This window comes from Sphingopyxis sp. Root1497, from assembly GCF_001427085.1.
Taxonomy (GTDB): Bacteria; Pseudomonadota; Alphaproteobacteria; order Sphingomonadales; family Sphingomonadaceae; genus Sphingopyxis.
In genome coordinates this window covers 1,093,979-1,117,794 of record NZ_LMGF01000003.1, presented here as the reverse complement: position 1 = coordinate 1,117,794, position 23,816 = coordinate 1,093,979, and the positions used below count along the sequence as shown (strand labels likewise).

General features: G+C 65.2%; 22 protein-coding genes, 1 tRNA gene and 1 pseudogene. 16 read left to right on the top strand and 8 right to left on the bottom strand.

Translation table 11 applies throughout. The annotated features are described in order from the left end of the window. Window positions 1-185: 185 nt before the first annotated feature. Window positions 186-1,838: pseudogene (locus ASD67_RS08775) on the top strand (N-acyl-D-amino-acid deacylase family protein); the annotation flags it as partial. On the opposite strand, the gene ASD67_RS24005 reads toward ASD67_RS08775, so the two are convergent. Continuing rightward, a complete protein-coding gene (locus ASD67_RS24005) occupies window positions 1,830-1,910 on the bottom strand; it encodes a hypothetical protein (protein ID WP_443028031.1) in 81 nt (26 codons plus the stop codon). The pseudogene ASD67_RS08775 and the gene ASD67_RS24005 overlap by 9 nt on opposite strands. Window positions 1,911-1,984: 74 nt before the next feature. Between ASD67_RS24005 and ASD67_RS08770 the strand changes: the two genes are divergently transcribed. From ASD67_RS08770 to ASD67_RS08760, 3 genes are all read left to right on the top strand, one after another. Continuing rightward, window positions 1,985-4,186, top strand: coding sequence for a TonB-dependent receptor (locus tag ASD67_RS08770; protein WP_056346030.1), 2,202 nt, complete (start codon window positions 1,985-1,987; stop codon window positions 4,184-4,186). Window positions 4,187-4,263: 77 nt separating this feature from the next. Continuing rightward, entirely contained in the window at window positions 4,264-5,025 is a 762-nt protein-coding gene (locus ASD67_RS08765) for an SDR family NAD(P)-dependent oxidoreductase (RefSeq protein ID WP_056346028.1), read from the top strand. A 24-nt stretch (window positions 5,026-5,049) separates the two neighbouring features. Continuing rightward, window positions 5,050-6,231, top strand: a complete 1,182-nt coding sequence (locus ASD67_RS08760) for a hypothetical protein (protein WP_056346026.1) — start codon at window positions 5,050-5,052, stop codon at window positions 6,229-6,231. Window positions 6,232-6,237: 6 nt separating this feature from the next. On the opposite strand, the gene ASD67_RS08755 is transcribed toward ASD67_RS08760, so the two are convergent. Next, on the bottom strand, window positions 6,238-6,870 hold the full coding sequence (locus ASD67_RS08755) for a TetR/AcrR family transcriptional regulator (protein ID WP_082544920.1): 633 nt from the start codon (window positions 6,868-6,870) through the stop codon (window positions 6,238-6,240). A gap of 80 nt (window positions 6,871-6,950) precedes the next feature. Here ASD67_RS08755 and ASD67_RS08750 point away from each other — a divergent pair, with 80 nt between their 5' ends. Genes ASD67_RS08750 through ASD67_RS08720 form a run of 7 tightly spaced genes read left to right on the top strand, consistent with a single transcriptional unit; the run spans window position 6,951 to window position 14,938 of the window. Beyond that, a complete protein-coding gene (locus ASD67_RS08750) occupies window positions 6,951-8,249 on the top strand; it encodes a cytochrome P450 (protein WP_082544919.1) in 1,299 nt (432 codons plus the stop codon). Between the two features lie 21 nt (window positions 8,250-8,270). Continuing rightward, window positions 8,271-9,692: a coniferyl aldehyde dehydrogenase gene (locus ASD67_RS08745; RefSeq protein WP_056346023.1), complete on the top strand. Its 1,422-nt coding sequence runs from the start codon at window positions 8,271-8,273 to the stop codon at window positions 9,690-9,692. Window positions 9,693-9,702: 10 nt separating this feature from the next. After that, window positions 9,703-11,244: an acyl-CoA synthetase gene (locus tag ASD67_RS08740; RefSeq protein ID WP_056346021.1), complete on the top strand. Its 1,542-nt coding sequence runs from the start codon at window positions 9,703-9,705 to the stop codon at window positions 11,242-11,244. A 7-nt stretch (window positions 11,245-11,251) separates the two neighbouring features. Continuing rightward, a complete protein-coding gene (locus tag ASD67_RS08735) occupies window positions 11,252-12,850 on the top strand; it encodes an AMP-binding protein (RefSeq protein ID WP_056346019.1) in 1,599 nt (532 codons plus the stop codon). Beyond that, window positions 12,847-13,545 (top strand): glutathione S-transferase N-terminal domain-containing protein, encoded by a 699-nt coding sequence (locus tag ASD67_RS08730; protein ID WP_056346017.1) that lies wholly within the window; start codon window positions 12,847-12,849, stop codon window positions 13,543-13,545. Before ASD67_RS08735 ends, ASD67_RS08730 begins: the two co-directional genes overlap by 4 nt. Next, window positions 13,542-14,156 (top strand): 2-hydroxychromene-2-carboxylate isomerase, encoded by a 615-nt coding sequence (locus tag ASD67_RS08725; RefSeq protein ID WP_056346016.1) that lies wholly within the window; start codon window positions 13,542-13,544, stop codon window positions 14,154-14,156. The genes ASD67_RS08730 and ASD67_RS08725 overlap by 4 nt, the downstream gene beginning before the upstream one ends. Next, complete coding sequence (locus ASD67_RS08720; RefSeq protein ID WP_056346014.1) at window positions 14,147-14,938, top strand: enoyl-CoA hydratase/isomerase family protein; 792 nt, start codon at window positions 14,147-14,149, stop codon at window positions 14,936-14,938. The genes ASD67_RS08725 and ASD67_RS08720 overlap by 10 nt, the downstream gene beginning before the upstream one ends. 176 nt (window positions 14,939-15,114) lie before the next feature. Here the strand turns inward: ASD67_RS08720 and ASD67_RS08715 are convergent. Next, window positions 15,115-15,191: transfer RNA gene (locus ASD67_RS08715), tRNA-Arg, on the bottom strand. A gap of 72 nt (window positions 15,192-15,263) precedes the next feature. Between ASD67_RS08715 and ASD67_RS08710 the strand changes: the two genes are divergently transcribed. Further along, window positions 15,264-16,052 carry a queuosine precursor transporter gene (locus tag ASD67_RS08710; protein ID WP_056346011.1) on the top strand — a complete coding sequence of 263 codons (789 nt, stop codon included), beginning with the start codon at window positions 15,264-15,266 and terminating at the stop codon, window positions 16,050-16,052. Between the two features lie 4 nt (window positions 16,053-16,056). Continuing rightward, entirely contained in the window at window positions 16,057-16,431 is a 375-nt protein-coding gene (locus ASD67_RS08705) for a hypothetical protein (RefSeq protein WP_056346010.1), read from the top strand. Here ASD67_RS08705 and purQ read toward each other — a convergent pair. Together purQ and purS are read right to left on the bottom strand one after the other, a co-directional pair. Next, window positions 16,393-17,058, bottom strand: a complete 666-nt coding sequence (gene purQ / locus ASD67_RS08700; protein WP_056346008.1) for a phosphoribosylformylglycinamidine synthase subunit PurQ — start codon at window positions 17,056-17,058, stop codon at window positions 16,393-16,395. The two genes, ASD67_RS08705 and purQ, sit on opposite strands and share 39 nt — an antisense overlap. Window positions 17,059-17,072: 14 nt before the next feature. Further along, window positions 17,073-17,303, bottom strand: a complete 231-nt coding sequence (purS, locus tag ASD67_RS08695; protein WP_056346005.1) for a phosphoribosylformylglycinamidine synthase subunit PurS — start codon at window positions 17,301-17,303, stop codon at window positions 17,073-17,075. 181 nt (window positions 17,304-17,484) lie between these two features. Between purS and ASD67_RS08690 the strand changes: the two genes are divergently transcribed. The 3 genes from ASD67_RS08690 (at window position 17,485) to ASD67_RS08680 (ending at window position 18,951) form a co-directional block, all read left to right on the top strand. Further along, window positions 17,485-17,658 (top strand): (2Fe-2S)-binding protein, encoded by a 174-nt coding sequence (locus tag ASD67_RS08690; RefSeq protein WP_056346003.1) that lies wholly within the window; start codon window positions 17,485-17,487, stop codon window positions 17,656-17,658. Between the two features lie 99 nt (window positions 17,659-17,757). Beyond that, window positions 17,758-18,240, top strand: coding sequence for a bacterioferritin (gene bfr / locus ASD67_RS08685; RefSeq protein ID WP_056346002.1), 483 nt, complete (start codon window positions 17,758-17,760; stop codon window positions 18,238-18,240). Between the two features lie 291 nt (window positions 18,241-18,531). Continuing rightward, entirely contained in the window at window positions 18,532-18,951 is a 420-nt protein-coding gene (locus ASD67_RS08680) for a hypothetical protein (RefSeq protein WP_056346000.1), read from the top strand. Window positions 18,952-18,970: 19 nt separating this feature from the next. On the opposite strand, the gene ASD67_RS08675 is transcribed toward ASD67_RS08680, so the two are convergent. From ASD67_RS08675 to ASD67_RS08665, 3 genes are read right to left on the bottom strand one after another with little or no spacing between them, the layout of a single operon-like run. After that, entirely contained in the window at window positions 18,971-19,615 is a 645-nt protein-coding gene (locus ASD67_RS08675) for a hypothetical protein (RefSeq protein ID WP_156377619.1), read from the bottom strand. After that, window positions 19,612-22,521, bottom strand: coding sequence for a M16 family metallopeptidase (locus tag ASD67_RS08670; protein WP_056345996.1), 2,910 nt, complete (start codon window positions 22,519-22,521; stop codon window positions 19,612-19,614). The genes ASD67_RS08675 and ASD67_RS08670 overlap by 4 nt, the downstream gene beginning before the upstream one ends. A 42-nt stretch (window positions 22,522-22,563) precedes the next feature. After that, window positions 22,564-23,715 (bottom strand): GGDEF domain-containing protein, encoded by a 1,152-nt coding sequence (locus ASD67_RS08665; protein ID WP_235535610.1) that lies wholly within the window; start codon window positions 23,713-23,715, stop codon window positions 22,564-22,566. Window positions 23,716-23,816 lie beyond the last annotated feature (101 nt).

Here is a 23,816-nt window from a genome sequence, read left to right as displayed (position 1 = left end):
CGACTTTGACACCCGGCGCCACCCACGACTTATCCCTGCAACCCAGAAAACCGCGCCGGGAGACCTAGTCCTGCGCCCGACGCTCTTCGGACGCTCTTCGTTTGACACATGACATTAATCGTTATATGATCTATCTCCGAAGACGGTAAGAGCGCCCGCAGAGGGGGCCTGCCCGGGAGAGTGACATGCAAAAATTCGACTGCGTAATTCGCAACGGCCGCATCATCGACGGCACCGGCGCTCCCGAGCGCAGCGGCGATGTCGGCATCATCGCGGGGCGCGTCGCCAAGATCGGCAACCTGTCCGCGGCCACCGCCGACGAAGTGATCGACGCCGCCGGCAAGATCGTCGCGCCGGGCCATATCACGCAGCACGCCCATTATGACGCCGCGGTCTTCTGGAGTCCGTCGTGCATGGACTCGGGCGAGCAGGGTGTGACCTCGATCCTGAACGCCAATTGCGGCTTCAGCATCGCACCGGTCCGCGCCGCCGACCGCGAGCGCACCATGTTGATGCTCTCGACGACCGAGCAGATTCCGGTCGAGCAGCAGCGGCTGGCGCTGCCCTGGAATTGGGAGAGCTTTCCCGAATTTCTCGAAACGATGCGCGCGCTGCCGAAGAGCGTGAACATCATGACCTATCTACCGCTCAACCCGCTGCTGATCTATGTCATGGGCATCGACGCCGCGAAAAGCCGGCGTCCGACGGCGGCAGAGATCGCCGAGATGCATCGCCTGATCAACGAGGCGATGGACGTCGGCGCGATCGGCATCTCGATGTCGATCATGGGCCTCGACGGCAATTCGCACCTCGACTTCGACGGCACGGCGATGCCGACCGACGCGATGCACGACGACGATGTCGTCGAAATCTGCCGCGCGCTCGCCGACCGCGGCGAAGGCATCATCCAGTTGCTCGCGCAGATCGGCGGCTTCGGCAATCCGGGGCTGACCGAAAAGGTCGCCCGCATGGCCAAGGGCAGCGGCGTAAGGATCATCCACAACATCTTCCTGGCGATCGACGGCATGCCCGAGATCATCGATGCCGACCTTGCCTGGCTCGACAAGCTGCGCGGTGAGGGGCTCGACATCTGCGGCGCGACCCTTCTCTATGCGGGTTGGGTCGAAGCGGGTATTCGCGATCTCGACACGGCGGCCGGCCAGCTATGGGGGGTTCGCCGCCTGATCGCCGCTCAGACCGACGACGACATCCGCGCGCTGCTCGCCGACGAGAATTTCGTCCGTAAGTTCGCCGAGGATTATGCGCAGAACGGCCCGTCGAATGGCGCCGGCGGCTTCGAAGGGCAGATCGTCATCGAAGTCGGCGATGCGCCCGACTTGCAGCCCTATCTGAACCGCGACCTCGCGAGCATCGCCGCAGAGCTCGGCCAATCGGTCGTCGAGACGCTGTGCGACCTCGCGCTGCGGTCGAGCCTCGAGCTCCAGATCAAGTCGCTTCCCTATTCGGCGACCGACGCCTCGCTCGGCGCCCGGCTGCTGGCGCATCCGGCGGTCGCCTGCGGCGTTTCGGACGGGGGTGCGCATACCAAGGCCTTTTCCAGCGGATGCTATGGTACCGACTTCCTGATCCGCACGGTGCGCGAACAGAAGGTGATGAGCCTCGAGGAGGCGCATTATCAGCTCAGCTTCAAGATCGCCCGGATGCTCGGGATCGAGGGGCGCGGCGCGATCCTGCCCGGCCATCATGCCGACATCATCATTTATGATCTGGACGCGCTGCACCTCGACCGCAGCCGGCACCGGATCGTCCACGACCTTCCCGGCGGCGACTGGCGCCGCCTCGTCGACGCCGGCGGATACAGCCGCGTCCTAGTGAACGGGGAAACGACCTTTATCGACGGCAAGCCAACGGGTTCGGTGCCTGGACGGCTGATCGGCGGCGAAGAGCAAGACGAATGGGCGGTCGCGGCCGAATAGCCACGCCGACCCGTCAACGACATAAAACAACTATTGGGAGGGTATCGATGAATACCAGACTGCTTCTGTGCACCGGCACCGCGATGGCGCTGGCGGGATTGGCAACGCCGGCAATGGCGCAATCGGACGCTACCGCGCCTGCGGCCAGCAGCGACGACGGTGGATCAAGCGACGGCGAAATCGTCGTTACCGCGCTGAAACGATCGCAGAATCTGCAGGACATTCCCGCCGCTATCTCGGCCGTGTCGAGCGAGCAGCTTCAGCAGCGCGGGATCGACAGTATCGAGAGCCTGACCAGCGCGGTTCCCAATCTCGATTTCGGCGAGCATGCCGGCACCACCCTGATCTCGATCCGCGGCGTCGGGTCGATCGTCGATTCGGGCGTCACCGAGCCGACCGTCGCCACCTATGTCGACGGCGTCTTCATGCCGCGCGCTACCATGGGCTATCTGCGCGCGGTCGATCTCGACCGGATCGAAGTGCTGCGCGGGCCGCAGGGCACGCTTTATGGGCGCAACGCCACGGGCGGCGCGATCAACTTCATCGCCAAGGAGCCGACGCGCGACTTCACCGCCGGCTTCAACCTGTCGACCGGTAGCTACGACGCGTTCGGCGCCAGCGCTTATGTGTCGGGCCCGCTGTCCGACACTCTCTCGGTCCGGGTGAGCGGCGGCCATGAGGAAGACAAGGGTTTCGTCCGTCTGCTGCCCGGCAACGGCCATATCGGCGATCAGAACAGCGAATATGTCCGGGGCGCGATCAAGTTCGAGCCGAGCAGTGACCTGACCATCGACCTGTGGGCGCGTTACGAGGAATCCAATGGCGGCGGAGCGTATCAGCAGCTGTTCACGCCGACCTTCCTCCCGACCACAGGCCAGACCACCGAGCCGAACCAGATTTACGGCGACTGGCCCTATATCCTCGACACCAAGACGTTCATCGCGTCGGGCAAAATCGACGCACAGTTGTCCGACAGCATCGCGCTGCGTTCGATCACCAGCTATGTCGACCACAAGAGCCGCGTCGATTTCGACGCCGATGCGACCGACGTGCCCTTCTTCTACGCCACCAATTTCAAGCGGCCGTCCGAATCCTTCGGCCAGGAACTGTCGTTGATCGGTGATGGCGACAAGTTCGAATGGATCCTCGGCGCCTATTATTTCACCGAAAAGGCGGGCAATTCACTGCCGCTCGGCCTTGGCGCCGCGGCCGCGGGCGGCTTCGGCGTCCTGCCCGACACCCAGCTGACGCAGAGCGTCGACACCGATACCGATTCGATCGCGATCTTCGCCGACGGCACCTATTCGGTCACCGACGCGTTCCGCATCAACCTTGGCCTCCGGTTCAACCATGAAAAGAAGAATTTCTCGCAGGACCTGTTCCTGCGCCTGCCCGACGGGACGATCGTGCCGCTGGCGACCGACGTGCCGTCGTCGATCAAGGCCAACCGCTTCCTGCCCAAGGTCAATCTCCAATATGATTTCTCGGACGGCGTGTCGGCCTATGCGCAATATTCGCGCGGCTTCAAATCGGGCGGCGCCAACCTGCCCGGCGGCGGCGGCGAGCTTCTGGGCGCAGCGGGCATCTATGCACCCGAAGTTCTCGACGCGTTCGAAATCGGCCTCAAGACGCAGACCGACGATCGCCGCCTGACCGCCAATTTCGCGGGCTTCTATTATGACTACAAGAATCTGCAGGTCACGATCACCCGGCCGCCGGCGGTCACGCTGGTGCAGAATGCGCCGGCGACGATCTACGGCCTCGAGGGTGAGTTCAAATTCCGCGTCGACGACGCCTTCACGATCGACGCCTCGGCGAACTGGCTGCACGCCCGGTTCCGCGACTTCCTGTCGATCGACGATGCGCGCCCGGCGCTCGGCCAGATCAACCTCGACGGCATGCAACTTCCGCATGCGCCCAATTTCTCGGGGTCGATCGGGGCGCAATATCGCGCCGAATTCTCGAGCGGCTTCCTGTCGTCGCTGACCTTGCGCGCCGACGCTTCCTATCGCAGCAAGACGGTGCTGCGCTATTTCGGCCAGCCGCAGGATGTCCAGAAGGGCTATGAACTCGTCGACCTGTCGGCGACGCTCGGCGCCCTCGACGACAAGGTGCGGCTGCGCGTCTTCGTCAACAATGTGACCGACCAGCTTTACCGCCAGAATGCGACCTACCTCGTCACCGGCGCCTACTATGGCAATTACGCCCGGCCGCGGACGTGGGGCACGCAGCTGTCGGTCGATTTCTGACGCGTCAGTGACCGAAGGGGGATATCGGCTCTCCCCGCCTCCCCCTTCGGAACCGGCCAACAGCCAAGGAATGAGCCATGTTTGAACTCGACGGCAAGGTCGCGCTCGTCACCGGCGCGGCCAAGGGCATCGGCGCGCATAGCGCGAAGCTGCTCGCCGCAGCCGGCGCGACGGTGGTCGCGACCGATATCGATCCGGCCGGCACCGCACCCGACGGCGGCCGCTTCCTCGTCCAGGATGTGACCGATGCCGGGCAATGGGCGGAAGTGATCGGCTCGATCGCCGCGACCGAGGGCCGGCTCGATATCCTCGTCAACAATGCCGGGATGATCCTCAACAAGCCCGTGCTCGCGACGACGGTCGAGGAATATCGCCGCGTCCAGGCGGTCAATGTCGACAGCATCTGGTTCTCGATCCAGGCGGCCGCGCCCCTCATGGCGCAGGCGGGAGGGGCCTCGATCATCAATCTGTCATCGATCTACGGCCAGATCGCCGGCCCGATGCAAGCGGCCTATTCGGCGAGCAAGGGCGCGGTGCGCATGTTGAGCAAGGCGGTGGCGGTCGAATTCGGCCGCGCGGGGAACGGCATCCGCGTCAATTCGGTCCACCCCGGCCCGGTCGATACCGACCTCGGCCGCAGCGGACTTGCCCCCGGCATCGCTGCGGGACGGTTCCGGTCCGAAGACGAGGCCAAAGCCTATGTCGCGACGATGTTCCCGATGGGCCGCTGGGTCGAGACCGACGATGTCGCCGGGGCGATCCTGTTCCTTGCCTCCGATGCCGCGCGCTATGTCACCGGGACCGAGCTGACGGTCGATGGGGGCTATTCGATCCTTTGACCTTTTCGATCGGGGAATGCGCCAATGCTGTCCAGCCTGACCCTGCCGCTCCGCAAGGCCGAGATTGCGCTCCGCGCGCGCTATGATGCGGCCGCACGGCCGGCGGCGCGGGGCATCGACGACATCCCCTGGAGCTGGGAAGCGATCACGCCCCAATGGCTCTCGGCGACATTGTGCCGCGACGTCCCCGGCGGGGCGGTGCTGGGCGTGCGCGCCACCGAGGGGTCGGTCGGATCGTCGACCCGGCAGGGCTTCGACCTCGACCTCAACGATGCGGCGCGCGCCGCGGGCGTGCCCGACCGCATCTTCACCAAGTCGACGCCGATCCTCATGCAGCGGCTGCTGCTCGGGCTGTCGAACTGCCTGTTCGGCGAGGTCGGCTTCTATCGCGATTTCCGCCCGGAGATCGAGATGGAGGCGCCCCGCGGCTATTGGGCCTGTGTCGCGCCGCGCTCGATGCGCTCGATGATCGTGATGGAGGATGTCGTCGCGACGCGGCAGGCCGAGTTCAACATGGCCGGCGACGCGATCACGCAGCAAGAGATGGCGAGCCTCCTGTCGGGTCTCGCGCGCCTGCATGCGCGTTTCTGGCGCGACCGATCACTCCAGCAGCATCGCTGGCTGCGCGACACGCCGACCTATCTGGGCGACAATCAACGCTTCCTGCGCATGGCGCATTGGGCGGGCGTCGGCATGGACGCGGCGCCCGAGTTGATCCCTGACGGCGTGCGCGGACGGATCGACGATATCTGGGCGGGGGTGGTGCGCCGCAACGCGCAGGATGCCCGCGACGGCCATGTCACCCTGCTCCATGGCGACGCGCATATCGCGCAAACCTATCGCACCGGCGATGGCGCCATGGGCTTTTGCGACTGGCAGGTGATGCTGCGCGGCCCCTGGGCGTGGGACGTCAGCTATATCCTGTCGACCGGCCTGGAGGTCGCCGACCGCCGCGATTGGGAGCGCGCGCTGCTAGCCTCCTATATCGAAGAGCTCGCCGCGGCGGGCGGCCCCGCGCTCGATCCCGCCGCGGCATGGGACGCCTATCGCGCGCATATCCCCTATGCCTTTCTCGCCTGGGCCTTCACCATCGGTCACAACAGCATGGGTCAGGCGGTGCAGCCCGAGCAGACGACACGGCGGCTTGTCGAGCGGACCGCTGCTGCGATGGCCGACCTGGGGTCGATCGACCTGAACGGCGCATAGTCCAGTCTATCGGACGATCGACGGGACGAAGAAGTCGCGAAGCATTTCGATCTGCTGCGCCTCGCTATAGTCGCTTCGCATGTTGATCATCGCGTGGACGTTGCGCACCCACTGCACGATCTTGTCGTTGTCGATGCCGTCGCGAATCCGTCCTTCCGCGCGCGCACGATCCAGAACGGGACCCCAGATATCGAGCATCAGTTGCTGGATCATCGGCGAACCGCGGAACATATATTGATCGACGCCATGGTCCGCCTGCTGCTGGATTTCATACAGAAGCTTGTCGCTTCGGCCCACAGCGAGCGATTGCAGGGTGCCGTGAACCAACGTCTCTTCGATGTCGTCATGGGTGGCAAACATCGACACGAGTTTTTTCGCCGCGGCCTGAATCCGAACCTCCGCCACGGCCTCCAGCAATATCGTGCGGGTCTCGAACAGGCGGTGAATGGTCTGCCGGGTCACGCCCAGCTTGCGCGCCACGTCGATCATCGACGTTTTCGCGACGCCGAAATGCTCGAGGCATTCGGTGGCCGCGTCGATCACCTGCTCGCGCGTCAGCGGGTTCTTATTGCTACCCAAAATTTCCCCCATGTTCCTGTGATGTGTCTTTGACAGGATTTTTCCCGGTCGCTCAACCATTCTCCTTCATTTGACATAGGACTATTAGTGTTATATGACAACACATGGGCTTCAGACCCGTATGGGAGATTGAAATGGATATGGCGCGCGAACACCCCGCTGGTGATCTGGACGACGCCTGCAACCCGGCCTCCACGGCCCTGGAGGCAAAAGCCGTCGGCAATCTGCTCGTCGATCCGCGCTTTCATTCCGACCCCGCCGCCTATCACGCGCTGCTGCGCCGCTTGCGCGCCGAAGCCCCGGTCTTCTGGGTCGAGCCCGACGACTATGCACCTTTCTGGATCGTGACCAGGCACGCCGATGTGATGCAGGTGGAGCGGGCGATGGACATCTTCGTCAACGGCCCGCGCGTGATGCTGCGCAAGACGGCGGTCGACGAGCAGATCCGCAAGGTGACGGGCGGGCGCCCCTTCCTGTTGAACCAGCTGCCCAACATGGACGGCGACGAACATCGGCTGCATCGCAAGCTGACCCAGGCCTGGTTCGCGCCGGGGCGGATCAAGATACTCGACGAGGAACTGCGCGGCTATGCGCGCGACCTGTTCGACCGCACCCTCGACGGCGACGGGCGATGCGATTTCATGCGCGCGGTCGCCAGCTGGTATCCGCTGCGCGTCATCATGCGGATCATCGGCGTCCCGGCCGAGGACGAAGCCCTGATGCTCAAGATGACGCAGCAGCTGTTCGGTCCCGACGACCCCGAAATCAAGACCGAGAAGATCGACGTCATTTCCACGGTGCAGGGGTTTTTCGATTATTTCCGCGCGCTGCTCGAATCGCGCCGCACGGCGCCCGCCGACGACCTCGCCACCCTGCTCGCGCAGGCCGAGATCGGCGAGAAGGAAGCGCTGTCCTATTTCATCCTCGCCGCGACCGCCGGTCACGATACGACCAGCGCCTCGATCGCGGGCGGCACACTCGCGCTGCTCCAGAATCCCGAGCAGTTCGACCGGCTGCGCGGCGACATGTCGCTGTTGCCGTCGGCGATCGACGAAATGATCCGCTGGGTCTCGCCGGTCACCCATTTCTTCCGCACCCCAACCGAGGATTATGAGCTGCGCGGCCAGACGATCGGCGCCGGGCAGGCGATGATGATGTGCTACCCCTCGGCCAATCGCGACGAAGAGGTATTCGACGAGCCTTACCGCTTCGACATCGGGCGACCGCCGCACCGGCATCTGGCGTTCGGCTATGGTCCGCATGTCTGCCTCGGCCAGCATCTCGCCCGGATGGAGATGCGGATATTCTTCGAGGAGCTGTTCGCGCGCATCGATCGCCTCGAACTCGACGGCGATCCACGCTGGATCCAGACCAATTTTGTGGGTGGGCTGAAAAGCCTGCCGGTCCGTTACTCGTCCCGCGCCGCCATCGCGGCCTGACCCTATCCGGCAGGAAACCCCATGACCGACATGCTCGCCCTTCTCCAGCGGCAGCGCCGCACCCAACTGGCCGACGGTCCGCCCGATGCGGCGTTGCGGATCGACCGGATCGATCGCTGCATCGCGCTGCTCAAGGAAAATTCGTCGGCGTTTGAGCAGGCGATGAGCGACGATTTCGGCAATCGCTCGCCCTACGCCTCGGCACTCACCGATATCATGACGCCGGTCGGTGCGCTGCAGCATGCCCGCAAACATCTACGCGGCTGGATGAAGCCCGAAAAGCGCCCGCTCGATCCCTGGCTGCTCGGCCTGCTCGGCGCCAAGGCGCAAATCCTGTTTCAGCCGAAAGGCGTCGTCGGTGTCGTCAGTCCGTGGAATTTCCCGGTCGGTCTGGTCTTTTCACCGCTCGCATCGGTGTTCGCCGCCGGCAACCGGGCGATCGTCAAGCCGTCCGAATATACGCCGCGCACCGCCGACCTGATGCAGACACTGATCGACCGGCGCTTCGACGCGAGCGAACTCGCGGTGGTGACCGGCGGCCCCGATGTCGGGGCGTCCTTTGCCGCGCTTCCTTTCGATCATTTGATCTTTACCGGCGCAGGATCGGTCGCGGCACATGTGCTGCGCGCCGCCGCCGACAACCTCGTTCCCGTCACGCTCGAACTGGGAGGAAAAAGCCCGGTCGTCATCGGCAAGGGCGTCGACATGCCGACCGCGGCGGCGCGGATCATGGCCGGCAAGGTGCTGAACGCCGGGCAGATCTGCCTCGCGCCCGACCATGTCTATGTGCCCGAGGGCCAGCGCGACGCCTTTGTCGCGGCGGCCAGTGCCGCGACGACGCAGATGCTGCCAACGATCCGCGACAATGAAGATTATACGGCGATCATCTCCGACCGGCACCTTGGCCGGCTGCAATCCTATCTCGCCGACGCCGCCGCCAAGGGGGCAAGGATCGTCGAAATCAACCCGGCAAACGAAGCGCTCGACCAGCAGGAGCACCGCAAGCTCGCACCGACGCTCATCCTCGATGCGACCCCCGACATGGCGGTGATGCAGGAGGAGATTTTCGGCCCGCTGTTGCCGGTGATGACCTATCGCACGCTCGACGCCGTCGTCGCACAGGTGAATGGCACCGACCGGCCGCTCGCCCTCTATTATTTCGGCACCGACACCCAAGAGCTCGACGTGCTGCAAACGCAGACCACCTCGGGCGGCATTTGCGTCAACGATGTCATCATGCACTGCGCGCAGGAGAATCTGCCGTTCGGCGGCATCGGACCGTCGGGCATGGGCGCCTATCACGGCCGCGACGGCTTCCTCGAATTCAGCCACAAGAAGGCGGTCTATCATCAGATCAAGCGCGACCTCGGCCCGCTGCTCACCTTGCGGCCGCCCTATGGCGATGCCGTGCGCAAACTGATCCGCTCGACAATCGGCGCCTGAGACCCGCACGATGCATCCTTCGATCCACGCCGCCACCCACCCCGGAAAGCCCGCCTGCATCATGGCGGAGACCGGCGAAGCGCTGACCTATGGCGAACTCGACGCGCGTTCGAACCAGCTGGCCCATTTCCTCCGCGCGCAGGACGTCATGCCTGGCGACACCATCGCGATCGTCCTCGAGAATTCGCCCTGCCTGTTCATATCGGCGTGGGCCGCCCAGCGCGCGGGCGTCTATTTCGCCTGCCTGTCCTATCGTCTGTCGGGTAACGACCTCGACTACATATTCCGCGACAGCGGCGCGAAGCTGGTCATCGGCTCGCAGGCGACGCAGGCCGTCATCGATGCCGCGGCCTTCGACGGTCCGGTGCTGTATGTCGACGCGCCGCAGGGCGAACAGCGACCGCTCGGCGAACTGATCGACATCTATCCCGCGACGCCGATCGCCGATGAAATGGCCGGTTCGGACATGCTCTATTCGTCGGGCACGACCGGCCGGCCCAAGGGCGTCAAACAGCCGTTCGTGCCTGATCTGCCGATCGCTCGCCCGTCGCCGCTGCTCGGTGTCGCGCAAACCCGCTTCGGCATGGGACCGGGCAGCGTCTATCTGTCGCCGGCGCCGCTCTATCATGCCGGGCCGCTGCGCTGGTCTATGCTCGTGCAGCGGCTGGGCGGGACGGTCGTCGTGATGGAGAAGTTCGACGCCGAGGCCGCGCTTGCCTCGATCGAGCGACACCGCGTGACCGTGGCGCAATGGGTGCCGACCCATTTCTCACGGCTGCTCCAGCTGCCTGACACGGTGCGAGCCGCCCATGATCTATCGAGCCTGACCATCGCGCTGCACGCCGCCGCCCCTTGCCCGGTGCCGGTCAAGCAGCGCATGCTCGACTGGTGGGGCCCGATCGTCCACGAATATTATGGCGGGACAGAGAATAACGGGCTGACGATGATCGGCCCCGAGGAATGGCGGCAGAAACCCGGCTCGGTTGGTCGCGCCTTTGTCGGCGAGGTGAAAATCTGCGGCGAGGACGGTGCGACGCTTCCCGCGGGCGCGATCGGCGACGTCTATTTTGCTGGGGGACAAAAGTTCGAATATCACAACGACCCCGCCAAGACGCGCAGCGCCTATAACGACCAGGGCTGGTCGACGCTCGGCGATATTGGCTATCTCGACGCCGACGGCTATCTGTTCCTGACCGACCGCAAGAATTTCACGATCATTTCGGGCGGCGTGAACATCTATCCGCAGGAGATCGAGAATGCGCTCGGCGAACATCCCGCCATCGCCGATGTCGCGGTGTTCGGTGCGCCCGATCCCGACTTTGGCGAGCGCGTCGTCGCGGTTGCGGAATTGATCGCGGGCGTCATGGCCTCGGACGAACTTGCCGAGGACATCCGACGATTCGCCCGCGACCGGCTCGGCGGCCTCAAGGCGCCGAAGCAGGTCGATTTCATCGACGCATTGCCGCGCGAGCCGACGGGTAAATTGTTCAAGAAGAAGCTGGTCGAAGATTATCGGCAACGCGCCGAACACGGAAATCAAGCCGCAGGATGAGGATCGAATGAGCAACCGCGCCAACGATATCGCCCGACTGATCGAGCAAAAGGCGGCCGCAAAACCCGACTTTCCGGCGCTGACCTTCGTCCATGTCGAGCCCGATGGCAGCCTGTCCGACGAGCGGCGCAATTTCGCCGAACTGTGGGACCGCGGCGCCCGGCTGGCGCTCTGGCTTCAGCAACAGGGCGTCGCCCCCGGCGACAGCGTAGTCCTGATGCTCAAGAACCGCCCGCAGTTCGTGGAAGCGATGGTGGCGGCGGCATTGACCGGTTCGATCTTCGTCCCGCTCGACACCCGGAGCATGGGCGAAAAGCTCGCTTATATGATCAACCATGTCGCGGCGACCGCGATCATCGCGGAAGCGGCCGCGCTGCCCGCACTCGACACCGTCGCGGAACAGCTTGGGTCACGACCCCCGGTGCTGGTGGTCGACACGGCCTCAGCGCCGCGGAATTTCCCTGCGGCCGATTACGCCGCCGACCTCCCCGGCGACGCCGTTGGGCTGGTGCCCGTGATCCCCGACCCGACCTCGCCGATGTATCTGATGTTCACCTCCGGCACGACGGGCAACCCCAAGGCGGTCGTGCGGACCCACGCGCAATATATGCGCGGCATGAAGGGGCTGCGCGCGCTGGGGGTCGACGATGGCGATACGCTCTACACGGGCCTGCCGCTCTGCCACACCAATGCCCATTCGACCCTTGCAGCGGGCCTGGCGATGGAGTTGCCGGTCGTCTTCAGCCGGCAGTTCACCAAGAGCCGGCTATGGGATGTCTGCCGGGCCTATCGTTGCACGGTCTTTACCCTGCTCGGCGGAATGATCCCCGAAGTCTTCGCGGTGCCGCCCAAGAGCGACGACCGCGACAATCCCGTGCGGCTGGTGATCGCGTCGGGCATGCCCGCAAAATTGTGGGAGGCGTATGAGACGCGCTTCGGGGTCACGATCACCGAAGTCTATGGCAGCACCGAGAATGGCGGGACGCTGATCAACCGCATGGGCGATGGGCCGCGCGGTTCAATGGGCAAACCGCCGCCGACGCTGGTTGCCGCGATCCTCGACGACGACGACCAGGTCTGCGCGCCGATGGTCCCGGGGCATCTCTGCTTCCGCAAGGTCGATGGCGGGTCCGAGGCCGTGACCTATTATCGCAACGAAAAGGCGAGCGCCGAGAAGGTGACCGGGGGCTGGTTCCGCTCGGGCGACATAGCCTATGCCGATACCGAGGGCTGGTTCTATTTCCTGCACCGTGCCGGCGGTGGCATTCGCCGCAACGGCGACTTCGTCAATGCGACGCTGGTCGAAACCGTGCTTGCGCAGCACCCGGCTGTCCGCGACGTCTTCGTCTATGGCGTCGAGACCGCGGCCAATGTCGCCGGCGAGCGCACATTGGTCGCCGCTGTCGTCCTCGACACCGACGACGCACTGGACGGCATCCGGCAATGGGCGGCCGATCATTTGCAGCGCAGTGAGATCCCCGAAATCTGGCAGCTCCTGCCAGCGATTCCCAAGACGGTGTCCGAAAAGCCCGTCGAGCGCGACTGTATCGCGCTGCTGCACGCCGCCGGCCTCGTCGAGCCGGTGGCAGCGGAGGTTCCGGCATGATCGAATTGTTCACCGCACCGACGCCGAACGGCTGGAAAATCTCGGTCATGCTCGAGGAATGCGGACTTCCCTATGAGGTCCGGTGGGTCAACATCGGCAAGGGCGACCAGTTCAAACCCGAGTTCCTGGCGATCAGCCCGAACAACCGCATCCCGGCGATCGTCGATCACGCGCCGGCCGATGGCGGCGAACCGATCTCGATTTTCGAGACGGGCGCGATCCTCGTCTATCTGGCGGAAAAGACGGGGCGCTTCCTCCCGACCGATGTGCGCGGCCGCAAGGCGGTGCTCGAATGGCTGTTCTGGCAGGTCGGCGGGCTCGGGCCAATGCTCGGCCAGCACGGCCATTTCAAGCTCTATGCTCCCGAGCGCATCGCCTATGCCACCGACCGCTACCGGAACGAGACGCGGCGCCTCTATGGCGTGCTCGACCGCCAGTTGGCGCAGAGCGACCATGTGGCGGGCGCGGAATATACGATCGCCGACATGGCGTGCTTCCCCTGGATACAGACTTACAAGGCGCAGGAGATCGATCTCGCCGCCTTCGCGCACCTGCGGCGATGGTATGATGTGGTCAAACAGCGGCCTGGACTGCGCCGCGGCATGGACGTCGGCCGCAAGCAGATAAACCGCCGCCCGCAGGACGACGCCGAAACCCGCAAGCTGCTGTTCGGCATCAGGGACGATCGGGCATGACACCGCAGGTGGAAATCTTCTTCGACCTATCCTCGCCCTGGACGCGGATCGCGGTCCACAACTTTCGGCTATGGTCGGCCGACAAGGATGTCGATGTCGTCTGGCGCCCCTTTCTGGTCGGTGGAGTATTCAACGCGGTCAACGACAGCGTCTATGCCGGGCGACAGAGCCCGGACAATCCCAAGGTCCGCCTGACCTATGCATGGCTCAGGGAATGGGCCAAGCTCGCCGGGGTCGCGATGAATTTCCCGTCGCCGCATCACCCGGTCAAGTCGGTGCACGCGATGCGTTTCTGCTGCGCGATCGAGGGGGATCAGGCGGCGCTGCTCCGCTTCACCGAAGCGGCGTTCGACGCCTATTTCGCCGATCAGCAGAATATCGACGATCCCGCGGTGCTGATCGCCATCGCCAGGGCCGCGGGCCTCGACGGCGAGCGGCTCGCCGAGCAGGCGCAGACCGCCGAAATCAAGGCGCGGCTGCGCGACAACACGCAGGAAGCCATCGACCGTGGGGCCTTCGGCTCGCCGACCTTTTTCGTCGAAAGGAAGTTCATGTATTTCGGGAACGACCAGATTCCGCTGGTCCAGCAACGGATCGAACAATGTCGCTAGAAGGCCGAACCGAAGCGGTCGCCGTCGATATCGCGGGCGACACCGCCGTCGTTCGCTTCATGCCGGCCGGGGACGGCACGATCTCGAACCGGGGCGCGGCGCTCCTCGGCGACGCGCTCGCGCGGCTGCTCGCCGACCGCGCGGTTCGGGCGGTCGTAATAACGGGGGCGGCCGACGGCATTTTTATCCGTCACGCCAATCTCGGCCAGATCGTCCGGGCCGCGAGGGCGCTCGAACAGGGTGCGGACCGCAACGCCTTTCTCGACTCGCCCTTCAGCCGGCTCGGCAAATTGCTCGACGCCGCCGAGAAGCCGGTGATCGCGGCGATCAACGGAACCTGCATGGGCGGCGGCCTCGAAATCGCGCTCGCCTGCACGATGCGCATAGCGCAGCGCGGCGTCACCGCGATCGGCCTTCCCGAGACGCGGCTGGGGATTCCGCCGGGTGCCGGTGGGCCGCAGCGGCTCGCGCGTCTGATCGGGTCGCACCGCGCGAGACTGTTCGTGCTCGAAGGACGCGTCATCGACGCCGACGAGGCTCTCAATCTCGGCATAGTGGATGCACTCGCCGACGACACGGTCGCCGAAGCCCTGCGGCGCGCCGGCCCGCTCAATCGAGCGTCAGCGCCGGTCGTAGCTGAGATTATGCGCCAAACGCGGCCGGACGACGGCGACGCCCTTGAAAGCAACCTGCGTGGCTTCGCGGATTGCCTTCAACTCGAGGGCGCTGGCGATACCATCGAACGGATAGATCAATCACGACGGGCTATCGAGTTTCTATAATCCGTCCGCGCGCAATTTCGTCGTCAGGCTGGGCAGTGGAGGCTACGGCTATCATGTTCCATCCGTGATCCAGGGACACGCCGTGACACCGAGGGAATGGGCGGAAATGCGTGGAAAATGTTGGCAGATCGTGCGACACATCAATGCCAAAAATATGCGCTAGGCCATTGAAAATATGGTGCGCCCGGCAGGATTCGAACCTGCGACCACCCGCTTAGAAGGCGGGTGCTCTATCCAGCTGAGCTACGGGCGCATGCACAGAGGCTGTGGATCGCGCGAATAGCGCGGTTTGCGCGGGGCGCAAAGCAGGATAAGCAAGACGGCGATGACCGACACCGCCCAGCCCGCACACGCGCCCGCCCGCACCAATGCCGCCGCGGTGCGGCATTTCCGTTATTACGATCTGGTGATGGCCGCCTTCGTCGCGATCCTGCTGCTGTCGAACATCATCGGGGCGTCGAAACTGGCCGAGGTCGGACCGCTGACATTCGGCGCCGGCATCCTGTTCTTTCCGCTCGGTTACGTCATCGGCGACGTACTGACCGAGGTTTATGGCTATGCCCGCGCGCGGCGGGTGATCTGGACCGGTTTTGCCGCGCTGGTGTTCATGGCGGTGATGAGTTGGGTCGTGCTCGCGATGCCGCCGGCGGCCGACTGGTGGTGCCAGGGAACCGAGACACTCGCGGTGAAGGGCGATGCCGGCGCGAGCAGCGGCGCATTGTGCCAGGCCACTTATGTCAGCACCTTCGGCAACGCCTGGCGGCTGGTCGTCGCGTCGATCGTCGCCTTCTGGGCGGGCGAATTCGTCAACAGCTTCGTCCTCGCGCGGATGAAGATCGCGACCGAGGGCAAGCATCTGTGGATGCGCACGATCGGATCGACCGTCGTCGGCCAGGGCGTCGACAGCCTGATCTTTTACCCCGTCGCCTTCCTCGGCATCTGGACCACGCAACAGGTGGTGCTGGTGATGGTGACCAACTGGGCGATGAAGGTCGCGTGGGAAGCGGTGCTGACCCCGGTGACTTACGTGGTCGTCGGCGCGCTCAAGCACCGCGAGGGGGTCGACATCTTCGACGAGGGCACCGATTTCAGCCCGTTCAAGGCCAAGGTCTGAGCCGATGTTCGCCGAAGCGTCCTTCCTCTACCAGCAATTCAAACTGGTGCTGATCGACGGCAGCGGCCTGAGCAAGGACGCGCTGCACATCTATGCCGGCATGGGGGTCTATCTGATCGTCCGCGCCGGACTACGGCGCCCGGCATGGATGGCGTGGGGCGCAGTGGTCGCGGTCGCGCTGGCGGGCGAATGGCTCGACGTGCAGGGCGAATATATCCGCGGGCTGCTCGCCCCCGAACCCGGCCATTGGCACGATATCTGGAACACCGCCTTCTGGCCGACGGCGCTGGCGCTGGTCGAACGCTGGTGGCCGCGACGCGAAGCCGCGGCGCCCGAGGTGTCAGGCGAGAACGCCGAGCGCGGCCTCGAACAGGCGTAGCCCGTCGGTGCCGCCATGCGCGCGGTCGATCGCGCGTTCGGGGTGCGGCATCATGCCGAGCACATTGCCCGTGTCGTTGAGCACGCCCGCGATATTGCGCGCCGAACCGTTGACGCTGTCGGCGTAGCGGAACGCCACGCGCCCCTCGCCTTCCAGCCGGTCGAGCGTGTTTTCGTCGGCGAAATAATTGCCGTCGTGATGCGCGACGGGGATGTCGATCGCCTCATCGGCCTTGTAGCCGGCGGTGAACAGCGACTGGCTGTTCGCGACGGTCAGCGGCACGGTGCGGCAGACGAAGTTGAGCCCCGCGTTGCGCATCAGCGCGCCGGGCAGCAACTGCGCCTCGGTCAGCACCTGGAAGCCGTTGCACACGCCGAGCACCGGCACGCCGCGCGCCGCGGCATCGGTGACCGCGGCGAGGATCGGCGAGCGCGCCGCCATCGCGCCCGAGCGCAGATAATCGCCATAGGAAAAGCCGCCGGGCAGCGCGATGAAGTCGATGCCGTCGGGCAATTCGGTGTCGCGGTGCCAGACCATCGCGGGCGCCTGGCCGGTGACGGTTTCGAGCGCGACCGCCATGTCGCGGTCGCAATTGGAGCCGGGAAAGACGATGACGGCGGTCTTCATGGCTCTGCTTCCCTTCAGGCGCGCTGGATGCGGTAGTTTTCGATAACGGTGTTCGCGAGCAGCTTGGCGCACATCGCGTCGAGATCGGCATCGCTGACGCTGTCGGCGACTTCGAGTTCGATGAAGCGCCCGGCGCGGACATCGTCGACCCCGGCGAAACCCAAGCCTTCGAGCGCATGATGGATCGCCTTGCCCTGCGGATCGAGCACCCCGGGTTTCAGCGTCACATAGACCTGGACTTTCATGGGGCGGACCTTTGCTGCGGAGGGCGAGGAAGATGGGCGCGCCTATGCCCGCGAATCACTTGGCGGGCAAGGGCGGGCACTCAAGAAAATGCCGCTTTTCGGAATGCGAACCACTCGCAACTTTCCTGTTGCGAGTCCGTCGCACTATCCCTATCTGAGTCTTGTTGAGAAGGATTCGCACATGGTCGTCTGTGTCTGCAACGCAATAAAGGAAAGCCAGCTGCGCGACGTCGTGCGGAATGGCGAAGTGCGGTGCGCCAAGGCCGCCTATGCGCAACTGGGTCGCAAACCCAAGTGCGGCCAATGCCTGCCTTTCGCTCGCAATATCATCAGCGACGTCGCCGCGACTGCCTGATTTTTCTAGGTTTTCTGCCATTTTTGACCTTGGCCTGATGGGGTCCGGGGGCGTATAATGCCGCCATCCCATTCCCAGGACAAAAAGACAGGACGACACATGAAGGGCGACGAAAAGGTCATCGATTTCCTCAACGAGGCGCTGAAGAACGAGCTGACCGCGATCAACCAGTACTGGCTGCATTATCGCATGCTCGACAATTGGGGGGTCGCGAAGCTCGCGCATTTCGAGCGCGAGGAATCGATCGACGAGATGAAGCACGCCGACAAGCTCGCCGATCGCGTGCTGTTCCTCGGCGGCCTGCCCAATTTCCAGATGCTCGGCCGCCTGCGCGTCGGCGAGACGGTCGAAGAGATTCTCAAGGCCGACCTCGCGCTCGAGGAGGAAGCGATCCCGCTGCTCAAGGACGCCATCGCGCATAGCGAGAGCGTGCGCGACTATGTCAGCCGCGACCTGTTCGCCGACATCCTCGAAAGCGAAGAGCATCATGTCGACGAGCTCGAAAAGCAGTTCGAGATGATCGAGCGCATGGGAATCGAAAATTACATCCAGCTGCAATCGAAGTCGGTCGGCGACGATTGATCCGAATCGTCGCCCCCGCGAAGGCGGGGGCCGCGACCGGTTTACGCAGCGACGCTGGGGAAGGCCGACAATGCCCCCGCCTTCACGGGGGCGACGAGATACCAAAAACCCCGGTTTTTCGAGGCGCCTGCGGGCGCCTCTTTTTTTGCTTGTACTTGCGAGTAATTCTCAATAGCAAGGTGGGGCAGTCCCCTCCTGCCGGTCGCTGCTCCATGCAGCGGCCGGCGGCTTTTTCGGATCCGGCCCGGGACCTGCGCCAATCGACCGGACCGATCGGGAAAGGGACGCGCCATGGAATCGAGCCTGCTGATCCGACAACTGACCGAACAACCGCTGGTCCGTGACCTGCCGGTCGACGCCGCGCAGGCGGTGCTCGCGCTGCGATACTGCATCCTCTGCCGCCGCAGCGAGCGCGACCCGATGCCCGAACTCGAACGGCGCTGGGGCAATATCCTCGCGGCGCGGCGCTTTCGGCTGGTGGTCGAGGCGATCGGCCACAGCTGGCCCGACCCCTTTGCCGTCGCCCCGCCCTGCTGCCCGCGCGTCAGCTTCGACGAGAGCCTGCTCGCCGCGATGGTCGGAGCGTCAGCCCGCCGCGACCGTGCACGGTTCGATATGCTGACCGGCGAAATGCTGGGCAGCGACGCGCGCGAGATGATCTTCGTAGCGCTGGAGAATTTCCTGCGCGCGAGGGCGCCCGGGCGGGTTTAGGTCCGCTAGCCCCTAGGGCTCAACCTGGATTTCCCTGCTCGCTGTACAGCGGCAATCCCTCGTCCAGTTTCCGGAACTCCCCAATCAGGAGTATGCCCGGTACGTCGACCGCCATTCTGACGTCGGCTTCCTTGCCCATCGATTTCGGATAGGCATTGCCGTCGAAACGCATCGCCCGTTCATAGCCGGGCTGAATACCGCCGCCCTGCGTCCACGATCCAAACACCGGCCGGCCGTTGTGACGCTCGCCGAGCAGGCGGACCGGCCCCCAGCTGATGGACACATCGCCGATCTCGCGCAGCCGCCCGCCGGATGCATCCCACACCAACAGGTTGCATCCGCCCGTTCCGCAAAAATGGCGCCCGAAGAGCCATGCGACGATCATCTCGTTGCAGGGCAGCTTGACCGCCCAGAAACGAGCGGTCTGATCGCGCGGCAAATTGGGCATTGAGCGCTCTGCCATAGCGCGAAGCGCACGAGCCACCGGCTCGGCGGCGACCGCGTCGGTAATCGCCTCCGGTTTTTCCGTGGCAAGATCGCAATGGGCGTGGCGATCCACAATCTTCGGCGGCTCCAGCTTTGGTTTGCCGCACGCAGCGAGCAACGCGGTGAACGCAGCGACGAGCAGAATTGCGCCGCCGCGAATCCCTAGCTCCGAGCTCACTTCCCCGCCTTGTCGCTCACCGCCTTGATCACCAGCGCCTTGTCGTCGGTAAGGTAGCGTTTCGCGAGCGCCTGCAACTCGGCAGGCGTAGCCGCTTCCACATCGGCGATGCTCTTGCGGCTGCGGTCGAGGCGGGCTTCCTTGCTCGTCGCGGCGGAGACATATGGCAGCCAATAGCCGTTCTCGCGCCGCGCCTTGGTCATCGCCTCGAGCATCGGCTTGCGCGCGCGATCGAGCAGGTCGGCGTCGACCGGGGTGTCGCGCAATTCCTTCGCGATGGCGAAGATCGCGGCGCGGGTGGTCGCGAGGTCCTTGTAGTCGACATTGCTCGCCGCGAAGAGATGGCCATAGCCGGGGAAGTCGTCCGACAGGCTGGCGCCGGCGCCGGGGCTGTAGCTTTCGCCCAGCTTCTCGCGCAGTTCCTCGGTCAGTTTGAGCTGCATCACCCGCGACAGCAGTTGCAGCTGCATCGCCTCGGCGAGGTCGCTGTCGTCGCGCGCGGACCAATAGACGCGCAGCTCGGCCTGTTCAGCAGGGCCCTTGTGGATCAGCGTGCGTTCGCTGCGGTCCTTGGCGAACTCGCGGATGCGCGCGGCGGGGCGCGGGTCGAAGGTGGCGCGGCGTTCGGGCAGCGCGCCGAAGGTCGAGGCGATCGCGTCGATCGCCGCCGCTTCGTCGATGTCGCCGACGACGCCGATCTCTATCGCGCCATGCTCCATGCTGTCGGCGATCGCGGGCTTGAGGCTGGCCCAGTCGAGCGCCAGCATCGTGTCGAGCGGCGGGGTGACCGCACGCGGGTCGTTGTTGGCGAGGATGCCGCCGGCGTCGCGGCCGAGCACCGCGCCGGGGGTCGCGTCATTCGCGGCATATTGCTGCGGCAGGAAGCGGCGGATCAGCGCGAGGCCGTCGGGGCGATAGCCCGGGTGGGTGAGGAAGGCGGCCATCAGCTGCGCCTGCAGTTTGAAATCCTCGGGCGAGGTGCGCGCGCTGCCGCCGAAGCTGTCGGTGGCGCTGCCGACGCTCGAACTCACCGTCTTACCGGCGAGGATGGTGCTGAGTTCGTCGCGGCTGTGCGCCTCGAGCCCGCCGAGGCTGATCGACCCCGCGAGTGCGACGCGCGTCGGGTCGGCCTTTGTCGCGAGCAGGCTGCCGCCGTCGATGCGCAGCGACAGGAACACCGTGTCCTTCTGGAAATCGGTTGTCTTGATGTTGAGCATGACATTGTTGGCGAAACGGATGCGGCGGATGCCGAGGTCCTCGATCCGCTGGTCGCTGACGATCTTTCCGGGGGTACCGAAGTCGGTGTAGGCGAAGGCGGCGCTCGTCGCGGCGGCGGGCGCGGCGACCGCCACCTGCTGCGACGACTTGAGCGCGGCGAGGATCGCATCGGTGCCGCCCTCGACCGGGGTCTTGCTCGTCACGCGGACGAGCGGCGCGCCGAGGCCCGCGAGCCGTTGCTGGAAGGCGGCGCTCACCGCGGCGGCATCGAGCGACGGGGCAGCAGCGTCGAACAGCGCCTGCGAAACCTCGGGCCGCGAAACGACGAAATCGCCCTTCGCCGCCTCGACCAGCACGTCGGCGAGATTCTCGCTGCGCCGGGTGTCGACCCCGGCGACGGCATTTTTCAGCGCGGTGCGACGGTTGGCGAGCTGTTCGTCGACCTCGGCCTGGGTGAAGCCATGCTGGGCGGCGCGGCGCCATTCCTGTTCGACCAGCGCCTGCGCCTCGCGCCAGGAACCCTGTTTCGCGGTGGCGCCGATCGTGACCTGGTCGAACACGTCCCAGCCGTTCGAATCGCCGAAATAACCGTTGAGGATCGGCGAATCCTCGGCAAGCGCTAGCTTCGCGAGACGGCGCGAGACGATCGCTTCGCCGATCCCCTCGGCCAGGTCCCTGGCGCGCTTGGCTTTGGTGTCGGGCAGTTTCACCCACGGCTTGAACGCGGTGATCGTCACCCCGTCGGCGATCGCGGGGTCGACGAAATCGTCGGCGGCCGAGGCGCGGGCGTAATCAATCGTGCCGATATCGGGATCGGCGCCGGCGGGGCCGCGGCCCTTCCAGTCGGCAAAGCGCGCCTTGATCTTCGCCTCGATCGCCGCGGGATCGAAATCGCCGACCATCACCAGCGTTGCGCGCTCGGGGCGGTAATAGCGGTCATAGAGGTCGCGGATGCGCGCGGCGGGGGCCGACTGGATCACCTCGACCGTGCCGACCGGGATGCGGTTCGGGGCGCTCATGCCCTTCATCTGGAAATCGAGCTGGTCGATCAGGCTGCGCAGCTGATAGGTGTCGCGCGCGCGCCGTTCGGACAGGATGATGCCGCGTTCGCGGTCGACCGCCGCGGGGTCGATCTTCAATTCGCTCGCGGTCTCGCGCATCAGCATGAGGCCGGTGTCGATCAGGTCGTCGGAGGCATTGGGCAGGTCGAGCTGGTAGACGGTCTGGTCGAAGCCGGTCGAGGCATTGGTGTCGGCGCCGAACGCCAGCCCCTTGCGTTCGAGCAGCTTGATCATCTCGCCCTCGGGCACGTTGGTCGAGCCGTTGAACGCCATATGTTCGAGGAAATGGGCGAGTCCGCGCTGGTCGTCGGCTTCGGCAAAGCTGCCGACGTCGAAGCGCAGGCGCAGCGAGACGCTGTCCTTGGGCGTACTGTTCTTCAGCAGCGCATATTTCATCCCGTTGGGCAGCACCCCGAAGACGATGTTCGGGTCGACCGGCACGTCGCTGGCCGCGAAGTTCCACGCACGCGCCGCATCGCCCTGCGGATTGGTGGTGGCCGCGGCCGGCGCCGGCGCCGCGACGGGTTCGCGCGCCAGCAACGGCGCAGGGCCGGCGAAAGCGAGAGCGGTGGCGAGGACGAGGGGCGACAGCGCGGCCGACGCGCGCAACAGGGGTCGGAAGGTCATGCCGCCTGTCTGGGCGTGCCGCCCGGACGGGTCAAGCGCCGCCTAGCCGGCCCGCGCGACGCTTTCGACAGACGACATGGCCTCGCGATCGGCGGCCTTGGCCGCATAGACCGCGCGGTCGGCGACATCGAACAGCCTTTTCGCGCTGGTGCCCTGTTCGGGCCAGGTTGCGACCCCGATGCTGGCGCCGACGCGGATCGCGGCGCCGTCGATGCGATAGGGCGCCGCCAGCGCCGACAGCATATGGCCCGACAGCGAGGTGTCGAGCAGCGGCGATCCCGCGGGTACGAGGATCGCGAATTCGTCGCCGCCCTGCCGCGCGACCATCGCATGGTCGCCGCACGCGTGACGCAGGCGCGCCGCGACTTCGCAAAGCAGCGCGTCGCCGACACCATGACCGTAGCGGTCGTTGACCGGCTTGAAACCGTCGAGGTCGAGCAAGGCGATCGCGAAACGCGTATCGGACCCCGCCGCGGCAATTTCCTGGTCGAGCCGCGCGTCGAGTTCGCGGCGGTTCCACAGGCCGGTGAGCGGGTCCGTGTGTGCGAGATCGCGCATCTGTTGCTGCAGTTGCAACAGATCGATCAGCTGGCGGTGCTGCTGAAAGATCATGCGCAGCAAAAAGGCGGTCGCGACGAACAGGCTGGTTCCCGCCGCGATTTCGGGCGGGTTGCCCGAGGTCAGCATGAGCAGCATGATCGGAACGAGCCCGATGCCGAGGTTGACGATCGTCGTGAAGCGGATCGACGACAGGCAATAGGCGGTCGCGAGCGAGCCCATCGCCATGATCATCGCATAATAGCTGTGCGCCTCGGGCGGCGCGGCGAACCAGTTGGTCACCGTCCAGATGCTGCACATCGCCCCCATGGTGCCCGACAGCCAGGTCGCTTCCTTGATCACCCGCCGCGCACGGCGCGGGCTCATGCGGCGGCCGCGCGCCTTGAGCAGGTATAAAAATCCCAGCAGGCATACGACCGCGAGCGTGATCGGAAACCCGAGGCGAACGATCCAATGGACGCTTTCGACCCCGGCGTAGATCGCCGTCGGCGTCGTCGCCGCGAGGGTCAGGAACAACATCGGGGTCAGGGTCTCGATGCGATTGGCGCGCAGCAACGCGACATCGTCCCGGATCGATTCCGGAACCGGCGGGAAAACCCGCGCCCTCAGCCAATGATAGACCCCCGTCATGGCCATGGGGATAGAGCGCAGGAGTAAAACATCGGTTAAGGATAGAATCCCCATTTTTCATCCGGCTACGCGTCTAGCACGACGGTCGGACTTGCAAAATATTAACC

Excerpts from the sequence above, each read along its gene's own strand:
- ASD67_RS08665 (WP_235535610.1), bottom strand. The coding sequence starts at position 23,715 with ATGGCCATGACGGGGGTCTATCATTGGCTGAGGGCGCGGGTTTTCCCG.
- ASD67_RS08710 (WP_056346011.1), top strand. The coding sequence starts at position 15,264 with ATGACCGACACCGCCCAGCCCGCACACGCGCCCGCCCGCACCAATGCC.
- ASD67_RS08725 (WP_056346016.1), top strand. The coding sequence starts at position 13,542 with ATGACACCGCAGGTGGAAATCTTCTTCGACCTATCCTCGCCCTGGACG.
- ASD67_RS08760 (WP_056346026.1), top strand. The coding sequence starts at position 5,050 with ATGCTGTCCAGCCTGACCCTGCCGCTCCGCAAGGCCGAGATTGCGCTC.
- ASD67_RS08670 (WP_056345996.1), bottom strand. The coding sequence starts at position 22,521 with ATGACCTTCCGACCCCTGTTGCGCGCGTCGGCCGCGCTGTCGCCCCTC.
- ASD67_RS08765 (WP_056346028.1), top strand. The coding sequence starts at position 4,264 with ATGTTTGAACTCGACGGCAAGGTCGCGCTCGTCACCGGCGCGGCCAAG.
- ASD67_RS08735 (WP_056346019.1), top strand. The coding sequence starts at position 11,252 with ATGAGCAACCGCGCCAACGATATCGCCCGACTGATCGAGCAAAAGGCG.
- ASD67_RS08730 (WP_056346017.1), top strand. The coding sequence starts at position 12,847 with ATGATCGAATTGTTCACCGCACCGACGCCGAACGGCTGGAAAATCTCG.
- ASD67_RS08745 (WP_056346023.1), top strand. The coding sequence starts at position 8,271 with ATGACCGACATGCTCGCCCTTCTCCAGCGGCAGCGCCGCACCCAACTG.
- ASD67_RS08755 (WP_082544920.1), bottom strand. The coding sequence starts at position 6,870 with ATGGTTGAGCGACCGGGAAAAATCCTGTCAAAGACACATCACAGGAAC.
- ASD67_RS08740 (WP_056346021.1), top strand. The coding sequence starts at position 9,703 with ATGCATCCTTCGATCCACGCCGCCACCCACCCCGGAAAGCCCGCCTGC.
- ASD67_RS08705 (WP_056346010.1), top strand. The coding sequence starts at position 16,057 with ATGTTCGCCGAAGCGTCCTTCCTCTACCAGCAATTCAAACTGGTGCTG.
- ASD67_RS08720 (WP_056346014.1), top strand. The coding sequence starts at position 14,147 with ATGTCGCTAGAAGGCCGAACCGAAGCGGTCGCCGTCGATATCGCGGGC.
- ASD67_RS08680 (WP_056346000.1), top strand. The coding sequence starts at position 18,532 with ATGGAATCGAGCCTGCTGATCCGACAACTGACCGAACAACCGCTGGTC.
- purQ (WP_056346008.1), bottom strand. The coding sequence starts at position 17,058 with ATGAAGACCGCCGTCATCGTCTTTCCCGGCTCCAATTGCGACCGCGAC.
- bfr (WP_056346002.1), top strand. The coding sequence starts at position 17,758 with ATGAAGGGCGACGAAAAGGTCATCGATTTCCTCAACGAGGCGCTGAAG.
- ASD67_RS08770 (WP_056346030.1), top strand. The coding sequence starts at position 1,985 with ATGAATACCAGACTGCTTCTGTGCACCGGCACCGCGATGGCGCTGGCG.
- ASD67_RS08690 (WP_056346003.1), top strand. The coding sequence starts at position 17,485 with ATGGTCGTCTGTGTCTGCAACGCAATAAAGGAAAGCCAGCTGCGCGAC.
- ASD67_RS08750 (WP_082544919.1), top strand. The coding sequence starts at position 6,951 with ATGGCGCGCGAACACCCCGCTGGTGATCTGGACGACGCCTGCAACCCG.
- purS (WP_056346005.1), bottom strand. The coding sequence starts at position 17,303 with ATGAAAGTCCAGGTCTATGTGACGCTGAAACCCGGGGTGCTCGATCCG.